16 protein-coding genes are annotated in these 20,054 nt (G+C 33.7%); 9 read left to right on the top strand and 7 right to left on the bottom strand.

Annotation, left to right across the window (positions count from 1 at the left end; translation table 11 throughout):
• Positions 1-164: 164 nt before the first annotated feature.
• Together ACHMWN_RS07435 and ACHMWN_RS07430 are read left to right on the top strand one after the other, a co-directional pair.
• Positions 165-1,796 carry an amidohydrolase gene (locus ACHMWN_RS07435; RefSeq protein WP_397299162.1) on the top strand — a complete coding sequence of 544 codons (1,632 nt, stop codon included), beginning with the start codon at positions 165-167 and terminating at the stop codon, positions 1,794-1,796.
• Entirely contained in the window at positions 1,768-3,600 is a 1,833-nt protein-coding gene (locus ACHMWN_RS07430; protein ID WP_397299160.1) for a serine hydrolase domain-containing protein, read from the top strand. The genes ACHMWN_RS07435 and ACHMWN_RS07430 overlap by 29 nt, the downstream gene beginning before the upstream one ends.
• Positions 3,601-3,674: 74 nt before the next feature.
• Here the strand turns inward: ACHMWN_RS07430 and ACHMWN_RS07425 are convergent, their stop codons facing one another.
• Positions 3,675-4,637 carry an isopenicillin N synthase family dioxygenase gene (locus ACHMWN_RS07425; RefSeq protein WP_397299157.1) on the bottom strand — a complete coding sequence of 321 codons (963 nt, stop codon included), beginning with the start codon at positions 4,635-4,637 and terminating at the stop codon, positions 3,675-3,677.
• 221 nt (positions 4,638-4,858) lie between these two features.
• Here ACHMWN_RS07425 and msrA point away from each other — a divergent pair, with 221 nt between their 5' ends.
• From msrA to ACHMWN_RS07410, 3 genes are all read left to right on the top strand, one after another.
• Positions 4,859-5,458: a peptide-methionine (S)-S-oxide reductase MsrA gene (gene msrA, locus ACHMWN_RS07420; RefSeq protein ID WP_397299155.1), complete on the top strand. Its 600-nt coding sequence runs from the start codon at positions 4,859-4,861 to the stop codon at positions 5,456-5,458.
• A 152-nt stretch (positions 5,459-5,610) separates the two neighbouring features.
• Complete coding sequence (locus ACHMWN_RS07415) at positions 5,611-6,243, top strand: NAD(P)H-dependent oxidoreductase (RefSeq protein ID WP_397299153.1); 633 nt, start codon at positions 5,611-5,613, stop codon at positions 6,241-6,243.
• A 155-nt stretch (positions 6,244-6,398) separates the two neighbouring features.
• Positions 6,399-9,122, top strand: coding sequence for a carboxypeptidase regulatory-like domain-containing protein (locus ACHMWN_RS07410; protein ID WP_397299150.1), 2,724 nt, complete (start codon positions 6,399-6,401; stop codon positions 9,120-9,122).
• A gap of 77 nt (positions 9,123-9,199) precedes the next feature.
• On the opposite strand, the gene ACHMWN_RS07405 is transcribed toward ACHMWN_RS07410, so the two are convergent.
• From ACHMWN_RS07405 to ACHMWN_RS07390, 4 genes are all read right to left on the bottom strand, one after another.
• A complete protein-coding gene (locus ACHMWN_RS07405) occupies positions 9,200-9,571 on the bottom strand; it encodes a hypothetical protein (RefSeq protein WP_397299148.1) in 372 nt (123 codons plus the stop codon).
• Between the two features lie 18 nt (positions 9,572-9,589).
• Positions 9,590-12,040 carry a TonB-dependent receptor domain-containing protein gene (locus ACHMWN_RS07400; RefSeq protein WP_397299145.1) on the bottom strand — a complete coding sequence of 817 codons (2,451 nt, stop codon included), beginning with the start codon at positions 12,038-12,040 and terminating at the stop codon, positions 9,590-9,592.
• Between the two features lie 70 nt (positions 12,041-12,110).
• A complete protein-coding gene (locus tag ACHMWN_RS07395) occupies positions 12,111-13,733 on the bottom strand; it encodes a PspC domain-containing protein (RefSeq protein ID WP_397299142.1) in 1,623 nt (540 codons plus the stop codon).
• An 11-nt stretch (positions 13,734-13,744) separates the two neighbouring features.
• Positions 13,745-14,098 carry a PadR family transcriptional regulator gene (locus tag ACHMWN_RS07390; RefSeq protein ID WP_397299139.1) on the bottom strand — a complete coding sequence of 118 codons (354 nt, stop codon included), beginning with the start codon at positions 14,096-14,098 and terminating at the stop codon, positions 13,745-13,747.
• Positions 14,099-14,509: 411 nt separating this feature from the next.
• On the opposite strand from ACHMWN_RS07390, the gene ACHMWN_RS07385 reads away from it, so the two are divergent.
• Positions 14,510-14,668 carry a hypothetical protein gene (locus ACHMWN_RS07385; protein WP_397299137.1) on the top strand — a complete coding sequence of 53 codons (159 nt, stop codon included), beginning with the start codon at positions 14,510-14,512 and terminating at the stop codon, positions 14,666-14,668.
• Positions 14,669-14,678: 10 nt separating this feature from the next.
• Here the strand turns inward: ACHMWN_RS07385 and ACHMWN_RS07380 are convergent, their stop codons facing one another.
• Positions 14,679-15,821, bottom strand: coding sequence for a putative sensor domain DACNV-containing protein (locus ACHMWN_RS07380; protein WP_397299134.1), 1,143 nt, complete (start codon positions 15,819-15,821; stop codon positions 14,679-14,681).
• Between the two features lie 185 nt (positions 15,822-16,006).
• On the opposite strand from ACHMWN_RS07380, the gene ACHMWN_RS07375 reads away from it, so the two are divergent.
• The 3 genes from ACHMWN_RS07375 to ACHMWN_RS07365 all read left to right on the top strand — a co-directional run bounded on the left by ACHMWN_RS07375 (position 16,007) and on the right by ACHMWN_RS07365 (position 18,031).
• Positions 16,007-16,723 (top strand): pirin family protein, encoded by a 717-nt coding sequence (locus ACHMWN_RS07375; protein ID WP_397299132.1) that lies wholly within the window; start codon positions 16,007-16,009, stop codon positions 16,721-16,723.
• Between the two features lie 50 nt (positions 16,724-16,773).
• Positions 16,774-17,082: a hypothetical protein gene (locus ACHMWN_RS07370; protein WP_397299129.1), complete on the top strand. Its 309-nt coding sequence runs from the start codon at positions 16,774-16,776 to the stop codon at positions 17,080-17,082.
• A gap of 478 nt (positions 17,083-17,560) precedes the next feature.
• The gene (locus ACHMWN_RS07365) at positions 17,561-18,031 is read left to right on the top strand and encodes a hypothetical protein (RefSeq protein ID WP_397299127.1); all 471 of its coding nucleotides are present in this window, start codon (positions 17,561-17,563) and stop codon (positions 18,029-18,031) included.
• Positions 18,032-18,148: 117 nt separating this feature from the next.
• Here the strand turns inward: ACHMWN_RS07365 and ACHMWN_RS07360 are convergent, their stop codons facing one another.
• Positions 18,149-19,957, bottom strand: a complete 1,809-nt coding sequence (locus ACHMWN_RS07360) for a M61 family metallopeptidase (RefSeq protein ID WP_397299124.1) — start codon at positions 19,955-19,957, stop codon at positions 18,149-18,151.
• Between the last annotated feature and the right edge of the window lie 97 nt (positions 19,958-20,054).

The following is a 20,054-nucleotide window of genomic DNA, read 5'->3' as shown; positions in this document are numbered from 1 at the left end:
CTAATCTAGGTTACAAAAATTGATTGTTTAATTGTCAAATTGCTATTATTTATGCCACATATATGCAGATCAAATACTAGATTATAAATAATAAAATCTACGCATCTGCAGCTATCTTAATTTTGTTACTCAAAAACTCCATACTGATTTTATATCTTTAAAATATGAAAAGAATTCTCCCATTATTTGCTGTGCTCCTAATTTTAGTTGGATGCAGCAAACCAAAAGCAGATTTACTAATATATAATGCAAAAATTTATACGGTTAATGACAAATTTGATATAGCAGAAGCGATTGCTGTTAAGGACGGTAAAATTTTAGCCGTTGGTAGCAGTGCTGATATGCGTAAACAATACAGTGCAACAGAAGAAGTAGATGCAAATGGAAAAGCAATTTTTCCAGGTTTTATTGATGCACATGCGCACTTTTTCGGCTATGGCGAGAGCCTACAAAGTGCCGATTTAACTGGAACAACGAGCTGGGAAGATGTGTTAAACCGTCTCACAGAATTTGCAAAATCGCATCCCGATGGTTGGTTAACTGGAAGGGGTTGGGATCAAAATGATTGGCAGGACAAACAGTTTCCAAGTAAAGAAAAATTAGACAAATTATTCCCAAACAGACCAGTTTTATTAGAAAGAATTGACGGACATGCGTCTATAGCTAATCAAAGCGCTTTAAATGCAGCTGGAATTACAAAATCATTTGCATTGACTGGAGGTGATATTGTAGAAAAAGATGGAAAGTTAACTGGTTTACTTGTTGATAACGCAGTGGAATTAGTTTCAAATAAAATCCCTCCGCCAGATGAGAAAAAAGCAACAAAAATTCTATTAGATGCACAGAAAAATTGTTTTGCTGCAGGTTTAACTACGATTGATGATTGCGGTTTAAATTTTGATGCGGTAGAATTTATAGAAAAAATGCATAACAACAAATCGCTAAAGATGCGGATGTATGTGATGCTTTCGGATGCCGAAAAAAATTACGATTACTTATTTAAACGAGGGAAAATAAAAACAGACCGACTAAATGTTCGTTCATTTAAAGTATATGCTGATGGCGCTTTGGGTTCTCGCGGAGCTTGTTTATTACATCCATATACCGATATGCCAACTAAATCTGGTTTCCTATTAAGTGATCGTAAACACTTTGAAGAAGTATCAAAAAAAATTAACGAACACGGTTTTCAAATGTGCACACATGCCATTGGAGATTCGGCTAATCGTACCATCTTAAAAATTTACAATCAGGTTTTAGGAGGGAAAAATGATAAACGTTGGCGAATAGAACATGCGCAAGTGATAGCGCAAAGCGATTTTAATCTGTTTGGCAGTGCCAGCATCGTGCCTTCTGTACAACCTACACATGCCACATCAGATATGTATTGGGCAGCAGATCGTTTAGGCAAGGAAAGAGTAAAAGGTGCGTATGCCTACAAACAATTGTTAGATCAAAATGGTTGGATACCTTTAGGAACTGATTTCCCAGTAGAACAAATAAATCCGATGCTTACTTTTTATGCTGCAACCGTTAGAGAAGATGCTAAGGATTTCCCAAAAGGCGGATTTCAGATGGAAAATGCATTAACGCCAGAGCAGGCCTTAAGAGGAATGACCATATGGGCAGCAAAAGCAAATTTTGAAGAAAAAGAAAAGGGAAGTTTAGAAGTTGGCAAGTTTGCAGATTTCGTCATCCTAGAAAATGATATCATGAAAGCGAGTCACCAACAAATATTACAAAATAAAGTATTAAAAACCTATCTAAATGGAGAAAAAGTATATGAAGCAAAATAAATTAATTAGCATAATTGCCACTTGTTTAACTATAGTTTTCACAATGAGTGCTTGTGCTCAAGATCACAGACAGAATGAAAACCGATTAAAAAATATAAATACCATTGCCAATAGTTCAGTTCTATTAAACAACCAGCAAGGCTTTATTCCTGTTACTAAACTGGCGGATAAAAAATTTGTTTCCATTAATTTAGGTTTCGAATATCAATCTTCATTTGATAGTTTATTAAATAAATATGCTGAAGTAAAATCTTTAAGTGCCGAAAAATATCGTGATTCAGCTACGCTAAATGACTTAGCAGATGATTTGAAATATTACAGCACTGTAATTATTAGTATTACAGATAAAATGGCAAACAACGGTCGTTTTTTAAATTTTATTAGCGATGTAGCCAAACACAAAGATGTAGTTTTAGCTGTTTTTGGTGATGGAAAAAGTCTAAGTTCATTTGATAATTTAAGTGCTCCTATTGTTTGGAGCCCTCAAAATAACAATGAAGCAGCAATGGTGGTTCCGCAGCTTATTTTTGGAGGAATAGCCGCACAACAAACCTTAACTAAAGGATTTTCTGCAAAGTATACTGCAGGTTCTGGTTTTAAAACTACAGTTACTCGTTTAAAATATTCAGTTCCTGAAGATGCGGGTGTAAATACTGAGGATTTAAATGAAATTGATAAAATTGTTGCCGAGGGAATTGCAGGAAAAGCATCGCCAGGAATGGTGGTTTTAGTTGCTAAAGATGGTAAAGTAATTTACAATAAGGCTTTTGGTTACCACACTTACGATAACGTAATGCCAGATAAAGTAACCGATATTTTCGATTTAGCCTCGGTTACCAAAGTTACCGCAACAACGCCAACTGTAATGCGTTTGGTGGAGGAAGGAAAATTAAAATTGGATACGAACATTGGCTACTACATTCCCAGAGCAAGAAATACACCAATGAATGCGATTAATGTTCGCGAGGTAATGCTGCATCAAGCTGGATTTATTCCCTATATTCCTTTTCATAATTATATTAAAGAAGGAGATTATAGTCGTGATTCATCAGCTGCTTATCCAACAAAAGTTGCGGATAGATATTACATTAAAAAAGGATTTTTTAGTGATTTCATGTGGCCAAAAATGCTAAACTCTCCAATTAAAACTCGCGGAACATATGTTTATAGTGATATCAGTATGTATGTAATGCAAGATATTGTAGAGCACATTACAGAAAAACACGAAGAGCAATATGTATTAGATAATTTTTATACGCCTTTAGGGATGCAAACTGCAGGCTATTTGCCACGTAATCGTTTCAGTAAAGATCAAATCGTACCTACAGAGGACGATCAAGTGTTCAGAAAAACTTTGTTAGAAGGTTACGTACACGATCAAGGTGCAGCATTAAAAGGTGGTGTTGCTGGTCACGCAGGGTTATTTGGGAGTGCTAATGACTTAGCTATTTATTACCAACTTATGTTAAATAAGGGCACGTATGGTGGTGAACAATATTTTAAGCCACAAACAGTAGAAACATTTACCAGTAAGCAATCTAATGTGAGCAGAAGAGGGTTAGGTTTTGATCGTTGGGATCCAGATTTGACTAAAAAATATCCATCAGAATTGGCTTCTCCTCAAACGTTTGGACATACGGGTTATACTGGTATTGGTGTTTGGGTAGATTCATCTAGAGGATTGGTTTACATCTTTTTATCAAATCGTGTGAATCCAACTGTAAGTGAGCAACTTGGAAGAATGAATATCCGCCCTAGAATACAAGATGCAATTAACAGAGCAATAGATAAAGGAAAGAAATAGTTTAAAATAATGTTCTAAAAAGGTTTAAACAAAAACGGGTTCCAAATATGAAACCCGTTTTTGTTTTTGTAAGCTTATTTCTTCAAGCCAATCTCTCTTAATCTTTCATCTAAATATTCTCCAGCTGTCATATCGCTATATGCTTTTGGATGTTCTGCATCAATGCAAGAACTCAACGAGGTTAAATCCATATCGCTACGCGGGTGCAAAAAAAATGGAACAGAAAAACGTGAAGTTTTCATTAATTCACGTGGTGGATTTACCACTCTGTGTGTAGTAGATTTTAATTTGTTATTGGTTAAACGTTGCAACATATCGCCAACATTTACTACAATGTCTGTATGTTCTGCTTTAATCGCTAACCACTCATTACTTCGAGTTAAAACTTCTAAACCATCGGCGCTTGCACCAATTAATAAGGTAATTAGGTTAATGTCCTCATGCGCTCCTGCACGTACAGCATCATCAGGCAATTCTTCAGGATTTTCTATTGGAAAATAATGAATCCCTCTTAAAATAGAATTTCCATTGTGTACATGTTCATCAAAATAATTAATTGGTAATTCTAAATAAGTAGCAATAGCACGTAATAGATGCTTACCATTCTCTTCCAGTTTTTTATAAATTTCTCTTGTTACCGGATTAAATTCTGGAATTTCTTCTAATACCTCGTTATCAGGATATTCATTTTTTATCGGATCTCCATCACTTACTTCCTGACCAATTTGCCAAAACTCTTTTAAATCTGCCGTTTTAGCGCCTTTTGCAGTTTCTTTGCCAGCACTTGTATAGCCACGTTGTCCAGCTAACTCTGGTTTTTCGTATTTACGTTTCGTTTCTACAGGCAAAGCAAAAACGCCTTTAATATTTTTATATAATTTATCAATCAATTCTTGACTTACGCCATGATTAGTGATGGTTACAAAACCAGAATCGTTAAAAGCTCTTCCTAATTCGTCAGAAAACTTTTTACGTTGTTCTTCATTTCCATTAATATACGTACCTAAATCAAGGCAGGGGATATACGGTGTAGACATAATATTTTATTTAATGAACATTAAAATTAGAAAAGATATGTTAATAAATCTTAACCCTTCTATTTTTTGTTATTTAACAAACTAAACAACAAAAAGTTAAGTTATTAACAAATTAGCTGAATTCACAATTAAAAATACAATTTGTCAAGGTTAAGTCCCTTTTTAACTTTAAAAAACTATCCTATTTTGTTTTACGTATTATTACTTAAGTAAATATCAAGATGAAATATATCACAATTATGGTTTTAATTCTTTTATCTATGCAAGATGCTGAAGCTCAAAAACAGAAACTACAAAAAGCAACCTTTGGAATGGGTTGTTTTTGGTGCACAGAAGCTTTGTTTCAACGCTTAAATGGCGTAAGTAACGTTAAATCTGGATATGAAGGTGGTGATGTTCCTAACCCTACCTATGAAGAAGTTTGCACCGGAACTACAAATCATGCAGAAGTTATTGAAGTAACTTATGATCCTGCAAAAATTAGTTACGATGAATTGTTAGAGGTTTTCTGGAAAAGCCACGACCCTACTACATTAAATAGACAAGGCGCAGATGTTGGCACACAATATCGCTCAGTTATATTTTATCATAACGATGAACAAAAGGAAATTGCAGAGAAATATAAAGCAGCATTAAATAAAGATAATGCTTTTGGCAAACCTGTGGTAACTACAATTGTAAAAGCTGAGCCTTTTTATGTAGCAGAAAATTACCATCAAGATTATTTTATTAAAAATGGCGAGCTTCCTTATTGCCGATTGGTGATTTTACCTAAAATGGAAAAGCTAGAAAAATTATTTAGAGCAAAGCTGAAAAATTAATTTTAAGAACATCAATGAAAAGCTGGGCAAATGTTCAGCTTTTCTTTTAACACCCGATTGTCATTACACCCAAAATGACAATTTACTTATCATACATCAAGAGGAGATCGGTTTATATTAATCACTTTTGTACCATAAAATTGATATATAAAATGAGTTTAATAGAAGCACTAAATTGGCGTTATGCCACTAAAAAAATGAACGGCAAAGCTGTTCCGCAAGAAAAAGTAGATTTGATTTTAGAAGCTGCTCGTTTAGCACCAACTTCTTCTGGCTTACAACCTTATAAAGTTATCGTAATTTCTAATCCAGATTTAAAACAAACACTTTTACCACATTCATTTAATCAATCTCAAATTATAGACTCTTCTCATCTTTTGGTTTTTGCTGCTTGGGATACCTATACAGAAGATAGAATTAATGGTGTGTTTACACATACACATAACGAACGTGGCACTCCACCAGAAAGCACAACAGATTATCAAAAAATGTTGATTAATAGTTATGTACCTAGAAGTGAAGATGTGAATTTTAATCACGCAGCTCGTCAGGCATATATAGGTTTTGGGATGGCATTAGCCGAAGCAGCTATTCAAAAAGTAGATGCTACACCAATGGAAGGATTCGACAATGCCGAATACGATAAAATTTTAGGATTGACAGAAAAAGGACTAAAAAGTGTTGCAATTATGCCTTTAGGATATCGTGATGAAACTGGCGATTGGTTAGTAGGATTAAAAAAAGTACGTCAACCAAAATCAGAATTCATTATCGAATTCAAGTAAAAAACACATTAGCTATACACGGATGCTTTGCAAAAAGGCATCCGTTTTTTTATGCACTTTTGAATTGTAAAAATATGTTAAAGATTAGTTACAATGCGTATCCATCAATCAATAATCAATATATTAGCAAACATTCCAAAGCTTAATCCAATTAGATGAAATTTCCAAAAATTCTCTTTACGTTAGTCGCTTTTATATTTATTCTGAATTCAGCTGCTTTTGCACAACAGGATAGCATTGCATTGAATAACATCATTACAAAAACTAAAAGATTAGCTGACGAACAACCAGTAGAAAAAGTTTACCTACATTTTGACAAGCCTTATTATGCTGTTGCCGATACGATGTGGTTTAAGGCCTATGCAACTATTGATCAAAACTTGCCTTCGCCCTTAAGTAAAATAGTGTACGTAGAAGTTTGGAATGCTCAAGATTTTTTAATGCAAACTGTAAAATTACCTCTTAAAAATGGAGTTGCTTATGGCAATATTCCGCTTAATATGCAAAACTACAAACAGGGTAATTATTATGTAAGAGCGTATACATTATGGATGCTCAACTTTAGCAATGATTATTTCTTTACTAAAACCATTCCACTTGGCGAGGCAATAGACAAAAAGTTAATCACTAATATTTCATATAGTAACGAGCAAAACGATAAGAATTTAAAAACTACAGCTAAAATTCAATTTAAAGATATTGCCAAGAAACCCTATGCCAATAAAACAGTAAACTGGAAAGTTATTTCTAATTACGATGTGGTGTTAAAAGGAAAAGGGACAACAGATCAAAATGGTATTTTAACAGTCACGGTAAATAGCAAAGCTGAAGAGCTTATTACAAAAGGAACTTTAATAACTGATATCAACATTGCAGATAAAGAGGTTGCAAGTGCGAGCTTTAACCTAAAACAAACCGTAAGCAATGTAGATTTTCAGTTTTTTCCCGAAGGAGGGCAATTGATTAGTGGCATACCTAATCAAATAGGTTTTAAGGCAATTAAAGTTTCAGGTTTAGGCATTGATGCAAAAGGTGTTATTATTGATGATCAAAACAACGAAGTAACTGCTTTTACATCTTCTTACGCAGGCATGGGTTCGTTTTACGTTACTCCAGAAAATGGCAAAAACTATAAGGCTAAGGTTACATTTAAGGATGGCACCATAAAAACTTTTGATTTGCCTAAAGCAATTGCTTCTGGTATTACATTACAAATAGTCAATTCTAATGCAGAATTTATTAATCTTAAAATATTAGCTAACACATCCTTTTATGAAGCGAATACAGATAAATCTCTTTTTGTTGTTGCACAAAATGCTAATGTGATTTATTATGCTGCTAAAGCCAGTTTAAAAAATCAAGTCATTATGACTAAAATTCCTAAAAAGAATTTTCCATCCGGAGTAGTTCAAATTACTTTGTTTAACGCAAATAATGAACCTTTAAGTGAGCGATTAACTTTTGTTTTGCATCCAGATGCAATGAATTTAACTGTTAAAACAGATTTACCCGTCTACAAGCCTCGTCAAAAAGTAAAAATGACATTAGATGCCAAAAGTGCTGGTTTGCCAACTGCAGGAGATTTTTCTGTATCGGTTATCGATGAACAAAAAGTACCTGTAGATGAAAACAGTGAAACCACAATTTTAAGCTCGTTGTTACTTACATCAGACTTAAAAGGATATATTGAAAAACCTAATTATTACTTCACTAAAACTGACGATAAAAAACTTGGTGATCTAGATAAATTAATGCTCACTCAAGGATATCGCAGATTTGCTTATAAAGATATTTTAGCTGGACGTTATCCTGTTGTTACCTATTTGCCAGAGCAGGGAATTAACATTACAGGTACATTAAGAGACCGTACGGGTATGCCAATAAGAAAAGGTGCCATGCGTTTAATGGTTACCGGAAAACCAATTTCTTCAGAAACAGTCACCAGTAATATGGGCGTATTTAATTTTCAGAATTTAACTTTCCCAGATTCTTCTCAAGTAGTGGTTAGTGCTAAATACAATCCGAATGCAGCAAATTTAATGATTATGCTTGATGGAACTCCTACAGCTGGTGCTGCAAAAAATATTAATAATGCCGATGAAGTAACTAACATTGACACCGTACTTTCTGCTTATTTAAGCAATAGTCAAAAGCAATACAGATACTTGCGCACACTTAAAACTGTTGAAATTAAAGGCGCAGCTGTTAAAAAACCAAGTCATGCAGACCACAGTACATTGTCCGGTTTAAGTATGGTACCAGATCATTTAATTACTGGTGATCGTCTTTCAACTGGTTGTGGTCAATTTTTAAACTGCTTAAAAACGATGGCTACAGGAATGACTTTTGACATTGAGAATTTCTATGTTTCAAGAGATTACAATCAAGGCGGCAGAACTCCAGTTCAAGTTTTCATCAATGGAAATCCAGTAGATACTAGAGACGTTAACAATGTAAATCCTGCCGAAGTAGAATCTGTTGAGGTTTTCCTAAAAGATGATTTAGGTACTGTTGATAGAGCGTACGGAACGAAAGGTGTATTGGTAATTAATACTAAAAAGGCACCTGTTGGCAAAAAAATAAGTAAACAAGAATTGATGGACATGTTACCAAAAACAAACATCATTACGTTTAGTCCAATGGGATATAGCAAAGAGCGTGAGTTTTATTCACCAAAATACCTTCCATCAGTTATATATCCAAACAGTGATTTACGTACAACCATTTACTGGAATCCTAAATTAATTACTGACGATAAAGGCAATGTAAGTTTTGAGTTTTTTAATGCTGATGGCAAAGGATCTTATCGTGCCGTTGTAGAAGGTATTGATAAAAATGGAAATGTAGGCAGAACAGTTTATCGTTACACTGTTAAATAAATAATTATAATATAAAAGTGCAGCGTTTCCGCCGCACCTAAATTTTACCTTAAGGCTGATGAAAACATCAGCTTTTTTTAGTTTTCGCTAATTACATCTTTAATGCCCATGCATAGTTTTTCCATTTTTTGATAAGAAGTCAACGAATTTTTTTGCTTCTTAACATCAATAATGATAAAACCTGGCTCAGCTTTTAAATAAAATCGAGTGTTATCTTTCAAAACAACTTCCGAGTTGTGCTTGCTTTTTACAGTTGAAAAAAGGTCATCTTCTTTTAATGTACTTTCTATATATGCAATTACTTTTGCTGTTTTCCTTTCGGGATAAGAAGCTTCGAAATTATACGCTCCTTCTGTTTTTTTAACGCTGATAGATTGGTTGGACTGATTTAAATTACATCCAAATACTAGGCAGCATATAATTGCGAATAAATAGTGTTTATTTTTCATGTTATTATTTTTAAGTTATTAATTACTTCCTGCTCTACCTTTAATATCATCAGTTGCAGTATTTCTATTCCTGGCTGATTTTACATTTTGATTTCCAAAAGCATAATTAATTGTAAATGCTCCTCGTCTACTTAAATATCGATTAACGACATTTAAGTTTACATTTTGATACTGCAATTTCCCTTCCCAATGATTGGTTAAAAAGATATCATCCATGCTCAACCTAATTTTAAGTTTCTTATTCATTAAGCTTTTTTGAATACCAGCATTTAAAGCGTATTGTGTAATTGTAGTTTGCTCCACCCCTCTTAAACTTGGTGTATTTAACCAAAAATTAAGTTCTAACGAAAAATCTTGAGGTAAGGTAAAGGAGTGATTTGTATTAAAATTATAGGCTATTTTATTGGCAGTGTATGCTGCCCCTTCTAAATTTCCATCATCAAACTTTAAGAAAAACATACTTATGTTATTTTGCATTCTCCAAAATTTAGCCACCTTAATTGGAAAATATAAATTAGCAGAATAGGTTTGGGCCCTTCCTAAATTTTTACGAATTACATTGATAATCCTTGTCTCTTCATTTTGCTGACTAATTTGAGTAATCATATCTTTTGTATCTGCATAATTCAAAGAAAATGAAATTTCTTTATACGTATATCCTACTTCATAGTTATAGGTAAATTGAGGTTTTAAATATGGATTTCCTTCATCCAAAGCATAAGGGTCCATGTAAAACACAAAAGGATTTAATTGCTGATAATTTGGTCTATCAACCCTTCTACTAAAAGAATAATTAATGCTGTTGTCTTTATTTAAGGTTTGATTTACAAAGAAGGTCGGAAATAGTGATAAATAATTTCTATCCACTACTTTATTACTCGTTACCGAATTACCATTAGAATGTGTGTATTCCGCTCTTAATCCTAATTGAATTTGCCATTTTTTCCATTCCTTCGCAAAATTAGTGTATGCTGCATTTATGTTTTCTTTGTAAATGAAACTATTAGATTTTCCAGCATCATTTTGCCAAGTTCCAGCTAAATAGTTTTCAGAAATTAAATCATTATGTGTAACGACATAACTGCTTTTTAAACCTGCTTCTACTTTTACCGTTTTATTTACAGCCCATGTAAAATCTGATTTAGCTGCTACTACATTTATTTGTGCATCAGTAAAGTTTCTTAATGCAGTGGTTTTAGTTAAAGTCCCAGTATTGTCTAAATATTGTGCATTAAACTTATCGTTCTTTTTATTGCTAAATCCAGAGTAATCTACATCAAAAGCTAAATTAGTTCCTTCTTTATCAAAATCATGTTTGATGTTGAAATTCGCCGTTAAATTTCCAACTGGAGAATCTGAAAGTGCCAACTGATCTACTGTATTAGAAGTTGCAATGCTGCTTTGCATTTCACTAATGTGTGTTTGACTTACATTATTTAAATCAGAGTTTATGGTATTTGCATCAACCATTACACCAATAACCGTTTTGTCGGATACGTAATAATCTGCGCCCAATTTACCCATGTATGCAACTCCTGTCGTATTTCTTTCAAAATTCTGGTTAAAAGAACTTGCTAAGTTTTTCGTGAAAGTATTTCGTAAAACGTTGATGTTGTTAAAGCCAACCTTTCTATTAAATGCTCCAGTTCCATATACATTCCACTTATTTACGCGATGATTAAGTGTTAAACTTAAACCAACACGATACATATCTTTTGGGAAATTCGGCTGAAAACCTTGACCAGTATTTAATGATAAACTTCCATTTGTACCAAAAGCTTTATTACGTTTCAGCTTGATATTTATAATCCCCGCAGCACCCGCAGCGTCGTATTTTGAAGATGGATTAGTAATTAATTCTATCGTTGCAATTTGATCGCTGCTCATATTACTTAGCAACGTAGTTACATCTGCACCCGATAAAAAGTTAGTCTTTCCATCAATCATTACTGTAATACCCGATTTATTATTTAGTTTAATTTCATCGTTTTGTCGATCAACTGTAACGCCTGGTGCTTTTTCTAAAAGTTCTAGCGCACTATTACCCGATGAAACAATACTTCCCTCTACATTTAGTACGGTTTTATCTATTTTACGTTCGATATATGGTTTTTTACCTTGTATGGTAACTTCCTTTAATTGTTTAGTAGCACTTTCTATTTTAATTACTGCAAGTGCTACATCTTGGTTAACCATAAATTTTGGTGTTGTTAACGATTTATAACCAACCATATTAATAGAAAGTAAATACTCCCCTGCTTTAATTTCTTCAAAAGCAAAACCACCATCCAAATCTACCGACGCACTTTTAACTAAACTACTATCAGGCAAGTGCACTAATTTAACAATGGCATAAGGTACATTTTCAGACTTCTCGTTGGTTATCTTACCAGAAATCTTATTTAATTTTTGGGCAAAAGAAGCCCCGCACACCAAAAGGCATGTGAATAGCACTAGTAAATTTTTCATGATTTCTCTGTTCTTTTGTTTGTCTGAGTGAAAGGAGAATGCGCTCCAATCACTCATGTAAACAAATTAGTTAAGGATGAATTTCGTCTTGTGGATGATCTAGTTCACTTTTACATTTCAAACCTTCTTCAGTCATTACCCATTCTCTGTATTCACTATCTTTTTGATCATCTGTATTGCAAGAGTAATAGTAAAATTGTAAGTAGTTATATATATTATCGTTTAAGAATAAATGTGTTCCAACTGGTACTTTTAATGTAATGTGTACTTCTTGATTTCTCCAAATACTTTCTCTCTTTAACTCTAATCTCGGACTAAGTGTTAGCAATGAATCCTTTTGTGTGTATTTGTAGTTAATGTTTTGCGCATTTTGCAAGGCAACTTGAAAGGTTTTTCCTTGCGATTCGTAAGTTTGAACCATGGTAGTTTTAGCATTATCACTTTTAACGATTTCTATACGTACATTACGTGGAACTCTAAAAGGATGATCATCAGAATCATCAACAATGATACGTTTGCCAAAATCCATTTCACTAATTCTATACGCTACACTATCGTCTTTACTTAACACCATGCTTTTATCTACATCAACTACATAAGTTGGATAAGTTTTTAACTCTGTAGTTTGTACCAATTCTGCATGTTCTTGAAACTCCGATGAAATTTTAGCAACATAATAAACAGTAGATGAAACGCCGATTAACCAGATAATTAATAAAGCAAAAGAAACTGTTTTATGGATGGCCATTCTATTAAAAGCTACTCTTATCGCAAATAAAACCAAGGCCAATACCGGAATAAACAAGGTAACAAAAGCACCTAATACAATTTCACTTCTAAAACCTTGGTTAATAATTGATAAAGGGAAATAATCATAAGCATTCGAATCCCAGAAACCTAAAAATGCAGCTAAGCAGATAATTAAGGAGATCATCATTCCAAAACCGCAAATAATAAATGAGCCTGCAATAATTTTCATAATTACTTTACCAGTACCATTTAAAAATCTGCCTAAAACCTCTATCATTTCAGTAATAAAATTTCCTGAACGTTTAACCATTGGTCCGAGGTGTGCATTTGCAGATTTCATGTTTTCTTTAAAGGCAGCAAGCTCTTCGTCAAAACTTCTTTGATAACCGTATAAATTAGTTGCTTCACCTTTCATCGACATTTTTTCTGATCTAGAAACTGCTCTTGGCATTGCAAACCATAAAATGAAATAGGCTAATATTCCAGATCCACCCAAAAAGATAGACAAGAAAGCGATTAATCTTACCCAACGTGCTTCGATGTTTAAGTAATGACCTAAACCTGCACAAACGCCTGCGATTACGCCTTCATCTGTATCGCGGTATAGTTTGCGGTATAGTTTTTTACTACTGGTATAGTTGGTATACGTATTTCCTTGCGGAGCTTCTTCTTCGTCTTCTGTTTGAAAATCTTGAACACGACCCATTTGTGCAATTACACTCTGAACATCTGCTAATTCAATTACTTGCTTTTGTGCAGCTTGCAAAATTTCCGAAAACATTTCAGCAATTCGGTTTTCTATATCCGTTACAATTTCAAAATCATCAGCATTTTTAGCAAAATGTTGTTTAATCTCGTTAAGGTAAGTAGTTAATATCTCGTAGGCATCCTCTTCAATGTGAATGATAGAGTTACCAATATTTATAATAAGTGTCTTTTTCATGTTTGCTGTGTTTAATTTTGAGCGTCTGTTGGTTTAGTTGCACCATGCTGAGAGGTAGTTATGGCATAAGCCAATTCTTCCCATGTGGTGTCCAATTGTTTTAAAATCTGTTTGCCATCTTCGGTAAGCACATAATATTTACGTGGTGGACCAGATGTAGATTCAACCCAGTTGTAACTCAACAATCCGTTGTTTTTTAAGCGGGTAAGTAAAGGATATAATGTTCCTTCAACTACGAGTAGTTTTGCCTGCTTTAATTCGGCGATAATATCTGAAGCGTAAATCTCTCCTCTCGATATAATTAAAAGCACACAATATTCAATTATGCCTTTTCGCATTTGTGTTTGCGTATTTTCTGCTATCATAAAACAAAGATATATGTTTCATATAGTATTATGCAATACATAGTACTATAAATATTTTATAAAACACTTTAATTTATTGATAATCAGCATAATAATTTTCAATTTACTTTTTATAAAAACTACATTGTTCAATAAAATAGATAGATTTTAATAAAAATCAGTATTAAATGTACACTTGTTTTAGTCAACAATCACACGATAATGAATACAGTTTAATTGCTATATAGAAAAAAGAACACTGTATAAAATGACCTGTTTAAGAAAACATACATGTGATGTAAGGAGGGAAAAAATGAAATTTAAAAAGTGCGAATACCAATCGTATAGCTAGATTTTCAAAAAATCAAACAACTTAGTAATCATTGGCTTAAGTTTTGTAATAAAAAAAATAACCTATAAAAACATCATCCCATGATTATTAAATTACCCCTACCAACTATTCTTTATGCCAGACATAAAGTTGTAAAAGTAACTAGCCCTTTAACGATAAGGGATAGAGTTAAAGCCGATCGTTTAGCTATTTGTATTTCCTACCTAATCGCAATTGCTGCTGCTGTTATTTTATCTTAATTAAAAAGATTTATAGCAATAAGGTATCAATTCGATGTGCTTGCACCATATTTAAAGTTGGCGACCAGCTGTACACGGTAAAATGTCCGTCTTGTGAAGCTACTAAAGCTTGTGCATTTCTTTGGTCGAACACAAATTGAGCAGCAGAAAGATGTCGAGTTCCACCAATTTTTGCAGGATGAACAACTACAGCTTCGCCACCTGCAATTGGTTCAGAGAAAGATAATTCTTGAATATGAGCACTACTATTCGCTCTGCCCGTTTTAGCACCAAAAGCAAGCAATTGGTATTCATCTGTAATAATAGTTACACCATCAATTGCAGTCAATCCGGCTAAATGATCTACTTCTCTTTTTAAGGCACTTTGCCAAAATATTTCACTCGCATCAGGTCTATCTTTATGCACTAAATCAGCCAATCCTTTAAATGAAGGGTTTAATGCATAACTAATTGGTTGAATAACCGAACTTTCCCAATCCTTTGTACCTTGTGGGACAACCAACAATGCTCCACCTCTTCCATGCGCTCGCATAGAAACTGCTAATTGAATTAAAATATTTGCAGAATCATTCCAATACGAATGTGCTGTTAAATCTAATAATGATAATAATATGGAAGGGCAGTCTGGACTACCTGCACTTTTATCCTCTACAATTTTTATTTGATCGCCTTTTAACACCGCTACGTTGGTGTATTTACCGAAGCCATAAATTCTACGGTGTTTAATAACCAATAATGCTGGTTCTGAAACATCGACTACAAAACAGTAATTAGGAATATTTAAGGTAGTACCCCAAATATGTAAATTATATCCATCGTGCCAAACGCCAATGTGAATACCACCTCGTTCTACACCTGGTGCTAATTTGGTTAATACATTTGGATTTAATGGTAATTTGTGGTTAAAAAGCAAAGGTTTACCAGCTTGTTCTGGTGGTAAAAAAGCAATCGATATTTTAGGAGAGTGTCCTTCTTCTTTACGCAAGCTCGACCAAAAAGCAGCATCTAATATTGCTTCGATAACTCGTGCAGGTGGTTGTGGTGCTAAATCTTGTTCGCCTTTAGCATTAGCTTCAGCTAAATGTTTTGCAAAATGTACTTCTATTTTCGAAGCCACTAATTTAGCTGCTTGGTATGTTGCTCGGTTTACCATTTCACTAAGTTATGTTTTTCCATTTGCAGTTCTAATTTTTAATCGACTGTTTACATTTTATCGACTTTTTATTTATTTATTACATGGATTATTGTTCAAGCAATATGTAGCAAACATTTCTTATCCTACATCAAGAACCAAATTTATAAGTGAGCTTATCTTTGTATTACTAATTTATAACAGATATGGCACAAACAGTAATACACAAAGCTAACACCCGAGGGGTGGCAGATCATGGTTGGTTAAAAAGTTATCAAAGTTTCAGCTTTGCTGGATATTACAACCCAGAGCGAATTAATTTTGGTGCACTAAGAGTTCTGAATGATGATATTGTAACTGGAGGCATGGGTTTTGGAGAACATCCCCATGATAATATGGAGATTATTTCTATCCCATTGGAGGGAGAATTACAACATAAAGATAGCATGGGAAATACAGCGACCATTAAAGCTGGAGAAATACAAGTAATGAGTGCTGGAACAGGAATTTATCATTCTGAATACAATGCTGATGCAACAAAACCTGCTAAATTTTTACAGATTTGGTTATTCCCTAACAAAAGAAATGTAACTCCACGATATGATCAAATTGTATTAAATAATACAAACCTTCAAAATGAGTTTGTACAAGTTTTGTCGCCAAATAAAGATGATGCAGGTGTATGGATTTATCAAGATGCTTGGTTTAATTTAGCAAATTTCACAGCAAGCACTGCAAAAACCTATTCATTTCATAAAGAAGGAAATGGCTTGTATGTTTTTGTTTTGAAAGGAAAAGTAGAAGTAAACGGTGAAGCATTAGATACAAGAGATGGGATGGGTATTTGGGATACAAATTCTGTAGAACTAAAAGCAACAGCCGATGCAGAATTTTTGTTAATGGAAGTTCCAATGGAGTTTTAATTAAATGGTTTAGTGGTTATTAATTCAATAGTAGCTGTCAGTATAAAAAGATGGAAAAAGTAAAAATATTAATCATAGGCACCAATAAACCAATTATGGAAACCATTGCTAGATTAATTGATAAAGATGGACTATGGCAAGCTACTATTGCTTTCTCTTTTGAGGATGCGCTAGCGATGTGTTTACAACAAGATTTTAAGCTAGTACTTATTGGTGGCGGTATTGTGGAAGAACAAGAGCTTGAATTAAAAAATTATTTAGTTAAGCACAAACCTGAATTACCTCTTGTTAAACATTATGGTGGTGGTAGCGGATTACTTTTTGCAGAAATACATCAAGCTTTGAATACAACTTACTAATAAGTTAAATTGTAGATTAACATTGAAGCATTGTTCATTAACTTTGAAGCATTGTACATCAACAAAAGATAATTGTACATCAACAAAAGCTAAATGTTCATTAACATTGAAGCATTGTTCAACAACAAAAAGCAATTGTTCATCAACAAAAGGTAATTGCTCAACAACAAAAAGCAAATGTTCATTAGCAATGAGTAATTGTTCATCAACAAAATGCAATTGTTCATCAGCAATACATTAGTGTTCATCAACAAAGAGCCAATGTTAATGAACAAAATGTAAATGTTCATTAACAATAGACAATTTATACCCTACAATAAACTATAAGTATACTGAAGATTGCTAGTGCTAATCGCTATTGTAGCTCAGTTATAACTTCTAAGTAATTTAAAAATCAAATAATCTTCATTAATTAAATACAAACGGCACAAATCTTGTTATGTTGATGAAAACTATTTAAATACTTAATCTTTAAATTATGAAAAAGCTACTTTTTACTTTTATTGCGGGTGCAGCACTTTTTACACTAGGCATATCTAATGCCAAAGCTCAAGATTACAAAACTGCAGGTGGTTTAGCCATCGACTTTGGTGATGGATCTACACTTGTTGGACCGCATATTAAACACTTCTTTAATGCGAACGGAGCAATTGAAGGAGATGTTCTATTTGCAAATCATGTAACTTTTATTCAAGCACTATATTTATACCATGGTGATATTTCTGGCGCTCCAGGATTAAGATGGGATTTAGGTGTTGGACCTGGTGTTGCGATTGGAAACAATAATACTAACTTTTTAATTAGACCTAATGCTGGTTTAGATTATAAAATTAGTGGTGCACCACTTGGTGTATCTTTAGATTGGAGACCAGCATGGCAATTCTTTGATGGTGGAAATGATTTTAATGCCGCAAGATTTCAAATTGGCTTTAGATACATATTCAAATAACAATATATAGTTATAAAAAATCCCGTTAGGCAAACCTAACGGGATTTTTTTGTGTTCGTCATTCCCAACTTGATCCGATAGCTATCGGATGGGAATCTTAATGAAAGTAGTTTATACTTAATTACCCATCCATTTTTTGCGAACAGCCAATTGTAATGGTGTTGCATCTTCTTTAACAGTTGCTTTTAATCTTACTGCTGGGTTTGCTGTTAATGTGATATCCAAATCTTTTTTAAGACCATCTCTAACAATGCTAATCTTCACTACATCGCCAACTTTTTTGCTGGTTATTTGGCTCATTCTTTCTAAACTCATCTCAGCAGGAACACCGTCAACCGAAACAACTTCATCGTTTACGTTTAAACCACCGTTCCAAGCACCAGATCCACGAGCTACACTACCAACAATAACTTTACCAGATCCCATTGAAGCTCTACCTGCATTAGCACCTAAATAAGGTACACTTTTGCCTTCATTTTCATTTACTACATCAATACCTGCGTAACCGAAATACTTAGCAAATTCAACATCTACTGTACCGGTTACATATTTATTCCAGAAATTAGTAAAACTGATTCCGCTTACTTTCTCTACCATTGCTTTAAATTCTGCATCAGTATAGCCACGTTTTAAAGTTTTGCATTGTATATACATTGCTTTCATTACATCATCTAAACTTTTAGCCCCTTTAGTAGCATTGATAATTTCTAAATCCATTAAATTACCAATTACTTGGCCTTTTGAATAATAAGAGATAAAAGTGTTATTCGCATTTTCTGATGGACGATACGCTGGGTTAATCCATGCATCAAAACTAGATTCTGCAGCTGAATTAACTTTAGCGCCTGGTGTATTCATTACTGTACCAATACCACCTAAATTAGCATTTATGAAACCCTCTGGAGTAATAAGTCCAGCTCTTAACATCACTTTATTTGGATAATAAGAAGTGAAGCCTTCTGCAATCCAAAGGTTTGTCGTATAATTTTCGTTATCGTAATCAAATGGGCCTAAAGCAATTGGGCGCAATCTTTTCACATTCCACAAATGAAAGTATTCATGTGCAACTAAACCTAAGAAACCTTGGTATCCTCTTTCACTAGCGTATGCATTTCTGCTTGCGCCTAAAACAGTAGAGTTTAAATGTTCTAAACCACCACCACCTTGTGCATAGTTATGTACAATGAATGTATAATGTTTGTTAGGGTTTTCGCCAAAAACAGCTGTTTCTTGTTCAACTATTTTAGCCATGTCAACTTTTAAACGTTCTTTATCGTAGTTGCCACCACCATACATGGCTACTTCATGTTTAACACCCGCAGCTGTAAACTCAAATACCTCTTGATTACCTACTTCCAATGGACTATCGTATAAAATATCAAAATCAGGAGCAGTATAAGTGAATTGTTGTCCAGCTACTGGCTCTAAGCCTGTACTTACTTTATCCCATCCTTTAAATGGAATAATCTTCACCGTACTTGGTGTTTTTATCATCCCGGCAGGGTACATAAAAATATTTGCCGACGATAAGAATGCATGAGAAGCATCGATAAATGCGGTACGAACAGAAATTTCGAAAGCATAAACACGGTAGTTAATTTTTACAGCGTTTGCTTTAGCATTGTACACTCTCCAGGTATTTTTATTTACCTTTTCTGCTTTAACAGCTTTACCAGCAACTGTAGCTCCAAAACCTTCTACACTTTTAGCAAATTCACGCACCAAATAAGAACCCGGAGTCCATACTGGCATTTTTACATCTACATAACTTTTAGCAGTTAAGCCAGTCATGTTCATCTCTACTTCTGCATAGTGTGCTTGTGGTTCTGTGAAGCTTACCTGAAAGGCTGTTTTAACTTGTGATTTTGCCGCCATAGTTATGGATAGGAATACAATTAATCCGAAAATTGATTTTTTTATAAACATAGTTGAAATCTTTTAACGCAAAAATATAACTTCTTGCTTTTTTACGAAGCTAAATTAGTTAATAAGCTGTAACATACTTAGTACATCGTTCGATAAA

Source organism: Pedobacter sp. UC225_61 (assembly GCF_044452285.1).
Lineage (GTDB): Bacteria > Bacteroidota > Bacteroidia > Sphingobacteriales > Sphingobacteriaceae > Pedobacter.
The sequence above is the reverse complement of the archived record's forward strand: the minus strand, read 5'-3'. Positions and strand labels throughout refer to the sequence as shown.

Bases quoted from the DNA above. Each gene is read 5' to 3' on its own strand.
- ACHMWN_RS07430 (WP_397299160.1), top strand. From the start codon at position 1,768: ATGGAGAAAAAGTATATGAAGCAAAATAAATTAATTAGCATAATTGCC.
- ACHMWN_RS07405 (WP_397299148.1), bottom strand. From the start codon at position 9,571: ATGAAAAATAAACACTATTTATTCGCAATTATATGCTGCCTAGTATTT.
- ACHMWN_RS07435 (WP_397299162.1), top strand. From the start codon at position 165: ATGAAAAGAATTCTCCCATTATTTGCTGTGCTCCTAATTTTAGTTGGA.
- msrA (WP_397299155.1), top strand. From the start codon at position 4,859: ATGAAATATATCACAATTATGGTTTTAATTCTTTTATCTATGCAAGAT.
- ACHMWN_RS07360 (WP_397299124.1), bottom strand. From the start codon at position 19,957: ATGTTTATAAAAAAATCAATTTTCGGATTAATTGTATTCCTATCCATA.
- ACHMWN_RS07395 (WP_397299142.1), bottom strand. From the start codon at position 13,733: ATGAAAAAGACACTTATTATAAATATTGGTAACTCTATCATTCACATT.
- ACHMWN_RS07370 (WP_397299129.1), top strand. From the start codon at position 16,774: ATGGAAAAAGTAAAAATATTAATCATAGGCACCAATAAACCAATTATG.
- ACHMWN_RS07380 (WP_397299134.1), bottom strand. From the start codon at position 15,821: ATGGTAAACCGAGCAACATACCAAGCAGCTAAATTAGTGGCTTCGAAA.
- ACHMWN_RS07385 (WP_397299137.1), top strand. From the start codon at position 14,510: ATGATTATTAAATTACCCCTACCAACTATTCTTTATGCCAGACATAAA.
- ACHMWN_RS07415 (WP_397299153.1), top strand. From the start codon at position 5,611: ATGAGTTTAATAGAAGCACTAAATTGGCGTTATGCCACTAAAAAAATG.
- ACHMWN_RS07425 (WP_397299157.1), bottom strand. From the start codon at position 4,637: ATGTCTACACCGTATATCCCCTGCCTTGATTTAGGTACGTATATTAAT.
- ACHMWN_RS07400 (WP_397299145.1), bottom strand. From the start codon at position 12,040: ATGAAAAATTTACTAGTGCTATTCACATGCCTTTTGGTGTGCGGGGCT.
- ACHMWN_RS07375 (WP_397299132.1), top strand. From the start codon at position 16,007: ATGGCACAAACAGTAATACACAAAGCTAACACCCGAGGGGTGGCAGAT.
- ACHMWN_RS07365 (WP_397299127.1), top strand. From the start codon at position 17,561: ATGAAAAAGCTACTTTTTACTTTTATTGCGGGTGCAGCACTTTTTACA.
- ACHMWN_RS07410 (WP_397299150.1), top strand. From the start codon at position 6,399: ATGAAATTTCCAAAAATTCTCTTTACGTTAGTCGCTTTTATATTTATT.
- ACHMWN_RS07390 (WP_397299139.1), bottom strand. From the start codon at position 14,098: ATGATAGCAGAAAATACGCAAACACAAATGCGAAAAGGCATAATTGAA.